Raw genomic sequence first — 12667 nt, 5'->3', positions numbered from 1 at the left:
GTCCACGTTCATCGCCAGCCAGTCCGTCTGCTGTCGGGGCGGGCTTGCATACTCCGAACAGTCCCACCAGGATTCATTAGGTCCTGACTTGATCGGAAGATGTAGCCATGCGTTTCCGAGCATGCAGCGCCCTGCTGCTCTACGTCTCGGCCTGCGCTACGCCAGCGCCCACCCCAACAGCGCCAGCGGCCCGCGGCCCGAGGCTCGCCAACCTCCAGCGCGCGGCGAAGCTGCCCTGGACGGACGGGGGGCGTTGCGCCGTCCGCGAAGCTTCCGAGCCCTGGCCCGTGCTGGCGGAGCGGTGCTATCAGGCCCTCGACCATGACCGGATCGAGTTTCACGACCTCACGGGACGATGCGCGATTGCGTCTGCGGGTGTCGCTGCAATGGGGCTCGGGGTCTGCGTCCTGGCGGCCCCGGAGATCGTCGTGGGCGCGGTAGTTGTGGCGGGCGTTGTCGTGGTGGGCTTCGCGATCTCAGAGGCGCTGGAGGCTTACGAGAAGAGGGGCCGTCCCCAGGTTCGGCCGCCGCCTACGCGGCCGGTGCCGGAGACGCGGCCGGTGCCGGAAGCGCGGCCCGTGTCTGAAGTGAAGCCCGTGCCTGTAACGAAGCCCGCCCCGCAGGAGACCTTGCCGAAAAAAAGGCCCAAGCCGGAGCCAAAGGGGCCGGATTTCCCGCCTGTGGAACCACCCGAGGCTTCGGATCAAGACCGCCGCAGGTGCGAGCCCGTCCCGGCGAAGCGTCACCTTGGAGGAAATAAACTGCACGACACGTGCGCCGACAGAATTCCGAACAACAGTTTCCCCAGCAGGGATGTGTTCGTGAATGGGAAGAACTTCGACGCGCTGCAACTGGCCGCGCGCACACTTTGGGAAGTCAAGACCGACAACTTCGACACGTACCCGCCCGAACTTCGGAGAATTGTGCTTGAGGACCAGGTGCCGGAGCTACAGCATGAGCGCGCCCTCGCTCTGGCCTGCGGATTTGACTTCAAGGTCGGCGTGCGCAGCGTAGCGCATAAAGCTGCCCTGCTCAAGCAAGACCCCACCCTCAAAGTTGTCATCATGGAGTGGTGCTGAAATGCCTGCAACGCAAGAAAACGACATTGGTATTATCGTCTACGCGCCTGCGCTCGTAGGCGCCGACAGCCGCCCTTTGGCTGTTGTTCGTGGAATGGAACGCGCGTTCCCTGGCTTACGCCTGGAGTGGACGATTTCTCGCGAGGGGACGCTGGTCCGGCTACCGCAGCGCGAGTCATGGCTCTCCCAAGGGAGGCCGACCGGAAGGGGGTTTCGGCTCATTTGCAATGGCGACGAGAGCTACCGGGTAACGGTGTCTGGATGGGAAAGCCCTGCGGGGACCTCGCCGGGTGGTCAGGCACAGTTTGAAGTCCATGCCGCCCTGCCGTTCGACGCAACCGGCATCGCAGCGGCAGCGAACGTGCTAGAAGCTGTTGCGGAGGGCGCTCGCGCGTTCTGGGGGCGCGTGGATCCGGATGGGATAGCCGTGACAGTCTCAGAGCAGTTTCGCCACCCGGGGGAGAAGCCGCATGTCCCGCCTAAAGGGCTGCCCTCGCTCAAACTCCCATGGGAACTCCCCACGCCTGAGATTCCACATTATCTGGGGTGGCTGAACTACTGGTCGGCAGCCGCCGCACGGGCCGTCGGCTTTCCGGACTCGGCCCGCGACTCGGAACTGCTCTCGCGCTCGCGGCGTACAGCGACGGGCGGGTGGGTCGTCAGGCTCACCGATGCGCCGCTCGACCTGGACAATCCCACCCACTTGGACGCACTTAAACGGGCCTACGAGCGCTTCCCGGAGATTGGCGGGCGCGCAGCCCCTTGAGACTTGGCACGGCTCGCGCTGGCCGTGCTCAGGGCCCCGCCTGCTGGCCGAGAGGGTGGAGAGGGTGTCCCGAGAGGGCGCCGAGAGGGTGTCAAAGAACTTGAGCAGCACGAGCTGGAGCGACACGAGGCGGGAAGGAGAAGGGCGGGAAGAGCGCCGAGAAGTCCCCTCGACGCCACCAGGCCGCCGCCTCTCGAAATGCCGCAACGAAGGCCCGGTACTGCTCGCGCAGTTCCTTCAGTGCCTGCCGCGTGGAGGCATGCCCCGACCAACAAGTGGAAGTGATTGGAGGCGAAGGTGAAGGCGTACAGCCGGAGGGTGCCGGCACTCTGCTGGACGGCGCGGGCCAGCACGCCTCCCACCACCTTGTTCACCTCCGCGCTGGGGCTCAGCAACAGTCGTCCCTGGAAGCACCTGGAGGTGACGAAGTCGTCACCCTCCTCTTGGAACATCCTCAGCGGCCAGCCCATCCCCTTCCCCCCGCGTGCGTTCCGCCAAGCCGGATGCACCGTGCGCGCCAACTCGCAAGTCCGCGGAAGCATTTGAAGGAGGTGGGTTCAGCGCTACTTCTGGAACCAAGTGGGCTGGCAGGCCCCTCCTTTACGGCCTGCCCACTCCTGACGCAGTAGTGCTAGGCCGGGCGCGCGAAGGCCGTGGCGCGCGACACCTCTTCCCAGCGGGTGACTTCCGCGCCCAGCCGCTCCAGCCTCGCCCGGGTGCGCCCGATGGCGTCCGCGCCGAGCACCAGGTGCATGGGGGGCTCGGGCGCGCGCACCGCTTGAATGAGGGCCCGGGCCGCGGCGCGCGGATCTCCTCCCTGCTGGCCGATGAGCTTCTCCAGCGCGCGCACCGCCTCGCCGCTCGTGGCCTCGTAGGCGGCGAGGCGCATCTCGGTGCGGCGCAGCGACTGCTCGGAGAGGAAGTCCGTGCGGAAGGCGCCAGGCTCCACGCTCGTCACCCGCACCCCGGAGCCCACGAGCTCCTGGGCGAGGCTCTCGGACAGCGCGCTCAGGGCGGCCTTGCTCGCCGCGTACAGGCCCGAGCCCGCCATGGGCGCGAGCGCGGCGATGGAGGAGATGTTCACCACGTGCCCGCTCCCCTGGGCGCGCAGCAGGGGCAGCGCCGCCTGGAGCACCCGGAGCGCTCCGAAGAAGTTCACCTCGAAGAGGTGCGCGGCCTCCGCGTCGCGCGTCTCCTCGATGGGGCCCAGCAGGCCATAGCCCGCGTTGTTCACCACCACGTCCAGCCGGCCGTGTACCGCGTGGGCGGCGCGCACGGCGGCCGCGGGGGCCTCGGGACGTGACAGGTCCAGCGGCACCGCGTGGACCCCGGCGCCGAGGCCGCTCGTGCCGTCGCGCGTGGTGCCGACGACGAGGTCGCCGTGGGCGCGCACCTCCTCGGCCAGGGCCCGGCCGAGGCCGCGGGAGATGCCGGTGATGAACCAGATGCGAGAGGGCTGTGTCATGGAGTCGCTCCGTGAAGAGAGGTTCGAGCAGGAGGATGCGCGCGCGCGCCCCCGCCGGGAATGCACGGGCGGGTGCATGGGTCATGAAGCGCGGCGGACAGAATGCGGGCGGGACTACTCGGGAAAGGCCTCGCGGAGCACGTCGATGAGGGCGCGCAGGGCGGCGGGCGGGTGGCGGCCCGCGGGGTAGTGCAGGTGGAAGCCCGGGAAGGGCGGCGAGTAGTCCTCCAGCAGGGGGACGAGCACGCCCGCGTCGAGGAAGGGCTGGAGGAAGCGGTCCGACCAGAAGGTGATGCCCAGTCCGGCGATGGCGGCGTCCACGGCGAGCCGCCGGTCATTGAGGATGAGGGGGCCCTTCACGGCGACCTCGAACCAGCGGCCCTCGTGGGCGAACTCCCAGGCATAGAGGGCGGGAGTGCCGGACTGGCGCCAGTTGATGCAGGCGTGCTGGAGCAGCTCTTGCGGTGTGCGGGGCGTGCCATGGCGCGCGAGGTAGGCGGGCGAGGCCACCGCGAGCTGGCGCATGGGACCGCCCAGCCGTACCGCCACCATGTCCTGCTCGAGCCGCTCGCCCAGGCGGATGCCCGCGTCGTAGCCGGCCGCGACGATGTCCACCACGGCGTCATTCACCGTGAGGTCGAGCACCACCTCCGGACAGGCCGCGTGGTAGCGCGCGAGGACGGGCTGGAGGAAGTGCTCGGTGGCCGAGCGCGGGGCGATGAGGCGCAGCACCCCGGTGGGGTGCTCGCGAAAGTCGTTCACCTCCTCGAGCGCCGCATCGAGCTCGGAGAACACGCGGCCGAGCCGCGCGAGCAGCCGTGCACCGGCTTCGGTGGGGGCGACGCTGCGGGTGGTGCGGTGCAGCAGTCGCACCCCGAGCCGGGCCTCCAGGTGGCGCAGCGTCTGGCTGAGCGCGGAGGGGGTGACACCCAGCTCCGCCGCCGCCCGGGCGAAGTGACCATGGCGGGCGATGGTGGCGAAGGCCTTGAGGTCGGCGAACTCGCTGCCGCGCATGAGTGGGTTGTAGCGCGGGAAGCGTCCGGGAGGAATGGTTCGCTTGCGCGCTCTGCCGCACGGTCCACCAGTTCCAGTTGACTACTGTTCCAAAAGGGAACGAGTGGCCCTGTCTTCGCTTAGATTCCCCCGCCGTGCGCCACCTGAGCGAGGTAGATGGTGGCCCGGCGTACACCATTCCTTGGGGGAACCGACATGGGCTTCTTCTGGCGGGCGAGCATCCTGGTACTGGCCGCAATGGCCCTGAGCTGCGCCAGCCCCACGCGGCGTTGCCGGAGCTACGCCACGCAATACCTGTCCTCGGGTGAGGGCATCACCAACGGCTACTCCAACATCCAGACACCCATCCGCGTCGACTGCGAGTTCGACAGGGAGTTCCTCGAAAAGAAGTGCACGGCCCACTACCTGGACCAGTATGCGAGGCCCTCGGTCCACACCCAGACTGTCCGCTATGCCAGCCTGCGGGACTTCGTCGAGGAACCCACCCCGGTAGGCCGCGTGCGAGCCATCTACGTCCAGGACACCTACGACGGCTTTGACTCGGGGACCAGCGTGGCGCCATACCTCCTCTCGAGGTGGCAGGGGGAGACGTCCTACGTCTACGACTCGGCGGGCCGACTCACCAGCCACGACGTGAATGCGTGGGATCAGGCCGGGCGTCCCCGCTCACAGTCCCCCACGGACATCTGCACCAGCGATACGGGGAACCGGCTGGTCTACGACGACACCGCGCGCACGGTGACGCTCTTCTACAACACGCGCACAAGCACCCGTCCCCCTGACAACACCGTGCCCTGCATCCCCGCCAGCCGCCGGTGGACGTTCGACGAGAACGGCAACACCACCTCCTATGGGCTCACGGAGTACGCCGTGCAGGAGGTGGAGGAGATCTGTGTGGACGTGGAGGACTGAGTAGCGCGGGCCGGGACGTCAAGGGCTCAGGAGACCCGCCCCGCCTCGCGGAACCACGCCACCTCGTCAGCGAGCGTGTGCGCCAGGGGCCGGAAGCTCGCGCCCAGTTCCGTTCGGGCCTTGCTCGCGGAGACGGTGTTGCGGGCGTGCATGGTGCTCACGCCCTCCACGGTCATCGCCGTGCTCTTCCCGCTCAGCCGCGCCCACAGCTCGAAGGTGGCGGCCACGCCCAGCACCAGCGGGTAGGGGAGCTTCTTCGGAGGCTTCCGGCCCGAGAGCGCCGCCAGCTCCCGCATCACGTCCACGAGCGAGGCGTACTCCCCGGACAGGATGTACCGCTCCCCCGCGCGTCCCTGCTCCGCCGCGCGCAGCATGCCGTCCGCCACGTCACGGGCGTCCGTCGCGGGGGCCCCGCCCTCGAAGACGCCAGGCAGCTTGCCCTGGAGGAAGTCCAGCACCAGTTGCCCGCTCCCCGTGGGCGCCGCGTCGTACGGGCCGAACATCCACCCCGGCAGCACTTCCACTACCTCCATGGGGCGCAACTCGGGCGCGAGCGCTTGGAGGCGCTCGCTCGCGACCACCTTGCTCCGCGCGTACAGGTTGCTCTGGGCCAGCCGGTCCGGAGGGGTGCTCTCGTCCCCGGGGCCACCGTCCTTCGCGCGGCCAATCACGCTCGACGAGCCGGTGTGCACGAAGCGGCGCACCCCGGCGCGCGACGCCACCCTCGCGAGCTGGAGGGAGGCGTGGACGTTGAGCCGCTCCAGCGCGGGCCAGTGGTCCCCGGGGCCGAAGTACTCCCGGAAGTAGGCGGCCGTGTGGAACACCACGTCGCAGCCGCCCAGCGCCGGGGCGAAGGCGTCCACGTCCTCCAAGTCCCCCGCCACCACCTCCGCGCCGGTGTCCCCCAACAGCCGCCGGGCCTTCTCCGGCGAGCGGGCCAGCGCGCGCACCTCATGGCCCCGCTCGCGCAGCAGCCGCACCAGGTTGACGCCCAACAGCCCCGTGCTTCCCGTCACGAACGCCTTCATGCCGCCTCCAATCTGAACAGTGCTCAAATCAAGTAACGCTCCATCTAAACGGTGTCAAGATGAGCGTCCGGAGCCCGGCGGCGGTAAGGAGGGGGAAGCGATGGCGCAGCGAGGCACGGGTGAAAAGAGGCGGGCTCGGTACCACCACGGCGACCTGCGGCGGGCGCTGGTGGAGGCGGCGCTCGAGGTGTTGGCGCGGGAGGGCGTGGCGGAGCTGTCGCTGCGCGAGGTGGCGCGGCGGGCGGGGGTCAGCGCGGCGGCGCCCTATCACCACTTTCCGGACAAGCAGTCACTGCTGGCGGCGGTGGCGGAGGAGGGCTTCGTCGCGCTGAACGCGGCGATGAAGCAGGCCCGGGAGGCGAGCGGCGGCTGGGCGGAGCGCCTGGAGGGGATGGCGGCGGCCTACATCCAGTTCGCGGTGAAGCACGCGGCGCACTACCGCGTCATGTTCCTGCCGGAGCTGAAGGAGCCGCGCTTCGAGGAGTACCACCGCCTGGGCACGGAGTCGTTCGAGCTGATGCGCGGCGCGGTGGCCGAGGCCCGCCCGGAGCTGTCCGAGCCGGACACGTGGGTGGTGGCGGTGTCCGCCTGGAGCGCGGTGCATGGCTTCACCTCGCTGTGGACGGAGGGGTTCCTCGGGCACAAGGCGGCGCGCCTGCCGGAGCTGGAGGGGATGGGCCGCGCGGTGGGCGTCTCCGTCGCGAGCCTCGTCCTCCACGCGCCCGCCACGAAGCGCTGAGCAGAGAGGGTGTCGCAGAGAGGGTCTCAAATGCCAACCATTGAGACACTTCCGAACGGAGCAACAGCTTTTCGTAAGGAATTCTCTGGACCCACTGTCTTTTATGGATCGTCCACTCGTGAACAGTTCCATGTGAGCGCTCACAATCGGGTTATTCGAGCATTGACGGGTTGACGCGACGTCGCTACGGTGACCAGGAGTTAAGTTCAATCGAGCGGATGTTTTGACCCGGGTCGGGCGGCGTCCGGTATCGCGGCTGCTTGCCCATTCCCTCTAACGATGAAGATGAGGACTCCAATGCGAGGAACACGCTGGTACGCGGCGCTCGCTGCAATCACTCTCTGCCTGAATAGCGCCACCGCCGCGGCTTCCGCCGGGGGTCGACCGTCCACGGACTCAACCCAAGGGGTGGCCGCCGCGGCCGCGTTGCCATCCAGTTTCCGCTGGTCGTCCAGCGGGGTGTTGATTGGCCCGAAGTCCGACGCTTCGCACAACATCGTCGCGGTCAAGGATCCGACCGTGGTGCGCTACAACAACAAGTGGCACGTGTTCGCCTCGACCGCCAATTCGGCCGGCAACTACAACATGATGTACACCGGCTTCGCCGACTGGTCGCAGGCGTCCTCGGCGTCGCAGTACTACCTGGATCGCTCGGCGATCGGCCCCGGATACCGCGCTGCGCCGCAGGTGTTCTGGTTCGCGCCGCAGAACCGCTGGTACCTGGTCTACCAGACCGGGCTGCCGTCGTACTCCACCACCACCGACATCGAGAGGCCCGAGACGTGGTCGGCGCCGCGCAACTTCCAGAGCTCGATGCCCGACATCATTCGTGCCAACATCGGCAACGGGTACTGGGTGGACTTCTGGGTCGTCTGCGACACCCAGAACTGCTACCTGTTCTCCTCCGACGACAACGGCCATCTCTACCGCTCGCAGACCACGGTGGCCAACTTCCCCAATGGGTTCACCAACACCGTGATGGTGTTGCAGGACTCCAACAAGTACGCGCTGTGGGAGGCGTCGAACATCTACAAGATCAAAGGCACCAACACCTATCTGCTGATCGTCGAGGCGATCGGCAGTGACGGCAAGCGCTACTTCCGGTCGTGGACCGCCAATGGCATCACCGGTTCGTGGACGCCGCTGGCGGCAACGGAGAGCAACCCGTTCGCGCGCGCGAACAACGTCACGTTCCCGTCGGGTGCCTGGACCAACGACATCAGCCACGGAGAGATGATCCGCTCCGGCATCGACCAGACCATGGAGATCGACCCGTGCCGCTTGCAGTACCTCTACCAGGGCAAGAACCCCTCGGCGGGCGGTGACTACAACCTGCTCCCCTATCGGCTCGGGCTGCTCACCCAGACCAACTCCTCCTGCTGACCACGGCGTCAGCGAAACTGTCATTCGAGTTTGTCCACACCCAGGCCGGCGCCGCGTTCCGGGGCCGGCCGCCCATGACTGCTACTGGTTCGATGGTACTCCAGGCCATCGGACCGAATGCTCTTCTCACAAACACGGGGATCAACATGAAAACGTCATTCGTAATGCGGGCGATCCTGCCTCTTCTGGGCGCATGTCTTTTCGGTGCGAACGCATCGGCGCAGGACATCGCCATCGATCCATCGAAAACGCATCAGGTCATTCGCGGCTTCGGCGGCATGAACGGCCCGGGATGGATCGATGATCTGACTCCGGCCCAGGTCGATCTGGCCTTCGGCAGCGACGTCGGCCAGCTCGGCCTGTCGATCATGCGGATGCGCATCGACCCGTCGAGCTCCAGGTGGAATCTGCAGGTGTCCTCGGCCGCGCGCGCGCGTGCCAAGGGGGCGCTCCTGCTGGGGTCGCCGTGGTCGCCTCCCGCCTACATGAAGTCGAACAACAACCTGAACAACGGCGGCAAACTGCTGCCACAGTATTACGAGGCCTATGCGACGCACCTGCTCGGCTTCGCCAGCTACATGGCCAACAACAACGCGCCGCTGTACGCGATCTCGTTGCAGAATGAGCCCGACTGGCACCCGGACTATGAGTCGGCGGATTGGAGCGGGACCGACTTCGTCAATTTCCTGAATGCCCAGGGCGCCAGGTTCGGCTCGCTGAAGGTGTTGGCCTCCGAGTCACTGAACTTCAACCCGGCGGTGACCGATCCCATCCTCAACAGCGCCACCGCCAGCCAGCACGTGGACATCGTCGGCGGCCACCTGTACGGCGTGCAGCCGAAGGACTATCCGCTGGCCCGGAGCAAGGGCAAGGAACTGTGGATGACCGAGCACTACACCGACAACACCGATGGCAATGTCTGGCCGTCGGCATTGGAGGTGGGCAGCGAACTGCACAAGAGCATGGTCGCCAACTACAGCGGGTACATCTGGTGGTACATCCGGCGCAGCTACGGCCTGATCTCGGAGAACGGCAGCGTCAGCAAGCGCGGTTACGTGATGTCCCAGTTCGCGCGCTTCGTCCGGCCCGGCTCCGTGCGCATCGGTGCCACCGAGAAACCGTATTCAGACGTCTATGCGACCGCGTACGCGACGCCGGACGGCAAGATCGTGCTCGTCGTCGTCAACACCAGCACGCAGCACCGAGTCCTCAACGTCAGCGTGCCGAGCGGCCGCGTGGCCAGGTTCACCAAGTACGGCACCTCGTCGAGCCTGAACGTCGGCTACGGCGGCGGCTATCAGGCCCAGAACGGCAAGGCGTCGTTCTATGTCGATCCGCAGAGCATCGCCACGTTCGTCGGCGAGGCCACCGCGAGCGCGATCGGCGCGTCCGAGGGCACCTCGTCCGGAAACTGAGCCGGACGCGGTCGGCTTCTCCGCCTCCCGGACGTTCGGCCCGGTGCTCCGCGAAGTAGCTCCGCGCTCCCGCCATGTCCTCGCTCAGGGCCTCTCACGGTGATGCTGGCTCGAGCGTGGCCGTGGCGGCGAGCAGGTCCACCACCGCGTGGTGGTAGTCCATCAGGGCCTTGACCTCCTTGAGCTCGGCGTCGGCCGCGGCCTGCTCCCGCTGGTTGACGACCAGCAGGTGGGTGGCGCCTTGCTCGAAGCGCGTGAGCTCCGCTCGAGCCAGCCGCCGCGCCACTTCCGCGGCGTTCCGGGCGAGCCCCACCCGCTCATGGGCGGCCCGCAGGGCCGAGACCGCGTCACGCACCTCGGTGGCGATCTTGTCGCGCGCCAGCCGGGTCTTGGCCTCCACCGCCGCTCGTTTCGCCTCGACGGCTCGCTGTTGTCCGCGCGCCGCCCGCGCCTGCAGGGGAATGTCGAGCGTGAGAGAGGCCTGGAACTCGGTGGGTCTCAGATTGGCCGGTCCCGCCCCCATGTCCCGGGCCACGCTCAGGCCCAGATCCACCGCTGGGGCCGCCTGATTGCGCGCCAGCGTCTCGTCCACCTGGAGCACGTCGCGCTGGAGCGCCAGTTCCCGCAGCTCCGGCCGCCCCCGCAGCGCCCGCTCGAGCCACGCGTCCAGAGAGTCCTCGAGCGCCGTTTCCGGAACGGGCAGTCCGTCCGGCAGCCGGGAGGCGGGGACGACGTGCGGCTCTCCCTGGGCATCCCGCAGGGACAGCGACAGCTTGAGGGCCGCCTTCTCCAGCGCTCGCCGGGCGGCGATCCGGTCCGCGTCTCGCTCCAGGAGCACGCGCTCGTTCTCCGTGTGCTCGATTCGTGGAATGTCTCCTGCCTCCGCCCGGCGGGCGAGCTGGTCATGGCGCGCGGCGGCCAGTTCATACTGGTCATGGGCGATGCGCAGCTGCTGTCCCGCGGCCACCCAGTCCCAGTAATGGTAGGCCGCTTGACGTTGCAGCTCGATCCGCTCGCCCGTGAACGTGAACCCGGCCATCTCCCGCCGCAGCCTCGCCTGGGAGAGGCTCGCCCGCCGCTTGTCGATGGTGCCGTTGCGCCAGAGGGGAATCTCGAGACCGGCGCGCAGCTCGCCCTCCGAGAGCGTCTCGTACCCGCCGTAGTACACGGGGAAGTCCCCCCGTCCCAGGCGGTAGCCCGCGAACAGGCGCGTGCCCAGCAGGGGCGTGGGCTGCTCGATGGCCGCATCCAGCCGCTCGTGGGGGTAGTAGCTGAAGGGCACGTACGTCCCCTTCGCCTTCACCAGGGTGTCGAAGCCTCCCTCGGCGGACAGCAACTCGGCGTCCGCCGTGGCCAGGCCCTGCCGGGCCGCCGCCACGCCCGGGTGATGCTCGCGCGCGGAGTCGAGCACCTCCTGGAGCGTGAGCGGGGTCAGGCTCGCGGCGCGCGTGGACGGCGCCGTCAGGTTCATCGTCAGCAGCAGGGCCAGGACGCTCCCGGAGGCGTGGCGCGGGCTCATGACGCTCCTCCCGCGGAGGACTTGCCGCCGGACGTATCCTTGCCGGAGGCGCCCGGCTCGGAGGTGGAGACGGACGGAGGGAAGCCGTTGAACTGGCGCCACATCTCGTAACCCAGGCGGACCTCGTCCAGGAGGATCCACCCATTGGCGCGCACGCCCTGGCGCAGGAAGCGGCCCGAGGGCCACGCCTCCCCCTCGTCCGGCACGACGACGATGCGGAAGCCGCCCCGGCCGTCGTCCGCGGCGTCCACGAAGGCCACCGTGCCGCCAAAGGTGCCCACCGCCACCGAGGGCCACCCCGCGAACTGAACGGCGGGCCAGCCCTCGAATTGCAAGCGCACGTGCCGTCCGGGAGAAATGAGGGGAGCATCCCGGCCCGGGACATGCAGCTCGACGGCGATCGAGTCCGTGTCGGGCACCAGCACCGCGAGCGGATCTCCCACCTTGACGACCTCGGCGCCCTGCCGGGGCATGATCCGCAGGAGGGTGCCCGCGCGCGGGGCGCGGATCTGCTGGGTCGACTGGCGCGCGAGCACGCTGTCGAGCTTGGCCAGCTCGATGCGCTCCTTGGCGAGCTCGGCCTTGGCGTACTCGTATTTGGCGAGGCCGTCGTTGACGAGGGCATCCGCGTCCGTCTGGATGCGTTGGCGCTCCGAACCGAGCGCCGCCAGCTCGTTGCGGGCGGCGTTCAGGCTGGCACGCGCGCTCTCGGTGTCCGTGCCCGCCTTGGTGTACTCCAGCTGGGCGAGTTCCAGGGCCCGGGTGGCCGTGAGGCCGTCCTTGTGCAGGGTGCGCTGGCGCTCCAGGTTGAGCCGTGCCGTCTCGCGCGTCACCTCCGCCGCGGCGAGCGACTGCTCGGCGGAGCGGATGCGCTCCCGCACCATGAGCACGCGCGAGCCCGCCGCGTCGATGCCCGCCAGGCGCGAGGAGCGCAGCGCGTCCACGCGTGACTCGTAGGCCAGCATCTGGCTCTGGGCGGCGCTGATGCGGGCCTCGATGGCGCCGCGCTGCTCCTGCAGCCGTGTCATCAGCTCCGGATCATTGTCGGACAGCTCCACGATGAGCTCGCCCTCCTTCACCCGCGAGCCCTCCTGTACCGCCCAACGGGTGATGCGGCCGGCGACGGGGGCCTGGAGGGTCTGCTGGCGCTCCAGCGGCGCGTAGGCGATGACACGGCCGTGGCCGGTGATGTTCTGCTGCCAGGGGGCCACCAGCAGCGCGAACACACCGAGCAGCAGCGTCAGCATCAGCACCCGGGCCACCGTGCGCGCCACCCGGGTGCTATGGCGCACCAGACGCATGGCGGGCAGCGAGGGCAGGGCAGGGGAGGGGGTCGGATTCATGGTC

General features: G+C 68.5%; 11 protein-coding genes. 6 read left to right on the top strand and 5 right to left on the bottom strand.

The annotated features are described in order from the left end of the window. The first annotated feature begins 287 nt into the window (after nt 1–287). Both F0U63_RS32950 and F0U63_RS32945 read left to right on the top strand, forming a co-directional pair. Nucleotides 288–1079, top strand: a complete 792-nt coding sequence (locus F0U63_RS32950) for a DUF6310 domain-containing protein (protein ID WP_395836072.1) — start codon at nt 288–290, stop codon at nt 1077–1079. Nucleotide 1080: 1 nt separating this feature from the next. Next, the gene (locus F0U63_RS32945; protein WP_395836070.1) at nt 1081–1845 is read left to right on the top strand and encodes a DUF5953 family protein; all 765 of its coding nucleotides are present in this window, start codon (nt 1081–1083) and stop codon (nt 1843–1845) included. Between the two features lie 631 nt (nt 1846–2476). Here F0U63_RS32945 and F0U63_RS32940 read toward each other — a convergent pair. Both F0U63_RS32940 and F0U63_RS32935 read right to left on the bottom strand, forming a co-directional pair. After that, the gene (locus tag F0U63_RS32940; protein ID WP_395836068.1) at nt 2477–3310 is read right to left on the bottom strand and encodes an SDR family NAD(P)-dependent oxidoreductase; all 834 of its coding nucleotides are present in this window, start codon (nt 3308–3310) and stop codon (nt 2477–2479) included. 114 nt (nt 3311–3424) lie between these two features. Further along, nucleotides 3425–4324 carry a LysR family transcriptional regulator gene (locus F0U63_RS32935; protein WP_395836066.1) on the bottom strand — a complete coding sequence of 300 codons (900 nt, stop codon included), beginning with the start codon at nt 4322–4324 and terminating at the stop codon, nt 3425–3427. A gap of 195 nt (nt 4325–4519) precedes the next feature. Here F0U63_RS32935 and F0U63_RS32930 point away from each other — a divergent pair, with 195 nt between their 5' ends. Next, nucleotides 4520–5236, top strand: a complete 717-nt coding sequence (locus tag F0U63_RS32930) for a hypothetical protein (RefSeq protein WP_395836064.1) — start codon at nt 4520–4522, stop codon at nt 5234–5236. A 26-nt stretch (nt 5237–5262) separates the two neighbouring features. Here F0U63_RS32930 and F0U63_RS32925 read toward each other — a convergent pair whose 3' ends face one another. Continuing rightward, the gene (locus tag F0U63_RS32925; protein WP_395836062.1) at nt 5263–6264 is read right to left on the bottom strand and encodes an SDR family oxidoreductase; all 1002 of its coding nucleotides are present in this window, start codon (nt 6262–6264) and stop codon (nt 5263–5265) included. A gap of 100 nt (nt 6265–6364) precedes the next feature. On the opposite strand from F0U63_RS32925, the gene F0U63_RS32920 reads away from it, so the two are divergent. The 3 genes from F0U63_RS32920 to F0U63_RS32910 all read left to right on the top strand — a co-directional run bounded on the left by F0U63_RS32920 (nt 6365) and on the right by F0U63_RS32910 (nt 9801). Further along, entirely contained in the window at nt 6365–7003 is a 639-nt protein-coding gene (locus F0U63_RS32920) for a TetR/AcrR family transcriptional regulator (protein WP_395836060.1), read from the top strand. Nucleotides 7004–7411: 408 nt separating this feature from the next. Further along, nucleotides 7412–8386 carry a non-reducing end alpha-L-arabinofuranosidase family hydrolase gene (locus F0U63_RS32915; RefSeq protein WP_395836058.1) on the top strand — a complete coding sequence of 325 codons (975 nt, stop codon included), beginning with the start codon at nt 7412–7414 and terminating at the stop codon, nt 8384–8386. A gap of 146 nt (nt 8387–8532) precedes the next feature. After that, a complete protein-coding gene (locus tag F0U63_RS32910) occupies nt 8533–9801 on the top strand; it encodes a glycoside hydrolase family 30 beta sandwich domain-containing protein (protein ID WP_395836056.1) in 1269 nt (422 codons plus the stop codon). 94 nt (nt 9802–9895) lie between these two features. On the opposite strand, the gene F0U63_RS32905 is transcribed toward F0U63_RS32910, so the two are convergent. Beyond that, nucleotides 9896–11320: a TolC family protein gene (locus tag F0U63_RS32905; RefSeq protein WP_395836053.1), complete on the bottom strand. Its 1425-nt coding sequence runs from the start codon at nt 11318–11320 to the stop codon at nt 9896–9898. Continuing rightward, nucleotides 11317–12663 carry an HlyD family secretion protein gene (locus tag F0U63_RS32900; protein WP_395836051.1) on the bottom strand — a complete coding sequence of 449 codons (1347 nt, stop codon included), beginning with the start codon at nt 12661–12663 and terminating at the stop codon, nt 11317–11319. Before F0U63_RS32900 ends, F0U63_RS32905 begins: the two co-directional genes overlap by 4 nt. Nucleotides 12664–12667 lie beyond the last annotated feature (4 nt).

Source organism: Cystobacter fuscus (assembly GCF_044360685.1).
GTDB lineage: Bacteria > Myxococcota > Myxococcia > Myxococcales > Myxococcaceae > Cystobacter > Cystobacter fuscus_C.
Note: the sequence above shows the minus strand (reverse complement) of the source record. Positions and strands in the feature narration are given on the sequence as shown.

Bases quoted from the DNA above. Each gene is read 5' to 3' on its own strand.
- F0U63_RS32910 (WP_395836056.1), top strand. From the start codon at position 8,533: ATGAAAACGTCATTCGTAATGCGGGCGATCCTGCCTCTTCTGGGCGCA.
- F0U63_RS32900 (WP_395836051.1), bottom strand. From the start codon at position 12,663: ATGAATCCGACCCCCTCCCCTGCCCTGCCCTCGCTGCCCGCCATGCGT.
- F0U63_RS32930 (WP_395836064.1), top strand. From the start codon at position 4,520: ATGGGCTTCTTCTGGCGGGCGAGCATCCTGGTACTGGCCGCAATGGCC.
- F0U63_RS32935 (WP_395836066.1), bottom strand. From the start codon at position 4,324: ATGCGCGGCAGCGAGTTCGCCGACCTCAAGGCCTTCGCCACCATCGCC.
- F0U63_RS32945 (WP_395836070.1), top strand. From the start codon at position 1,081: ATGCCTGCAACGCAAGAAAACGACATTGGTATTATCGTCTACGCGCCT.
- F0U63_RS32905 (WP_395836053.1), bottom strand. From the start codon at position 11,320: ATGAGCCCGCGCCACGCCTCCGGGAGCGTCCTGGCCCTGCTGCTGACG.
- F0U63_RS32940 (WP_395836068.1), bottom strand. From the start codon at position 3,310: ATGACACAGCCCTCTCGCATCTGGTTCATCACCGGCATCTCCCGCGGC.
- F0U63_RS32925 (WP_395836062.1), bottom strand. From the start codon at position 6,264: ATGAAGGCGTTCGTGACGGGAAGCACGGGGCTGTTGGGCGTCAACCTG.
- F0U63_RS32920 (WP_395836060.1), top strand. From the start codon at position 6,365: ATGGCGCAGCGAGGCACGGGTGAAAAGAGGCGGGCTCGGTACCACCAC.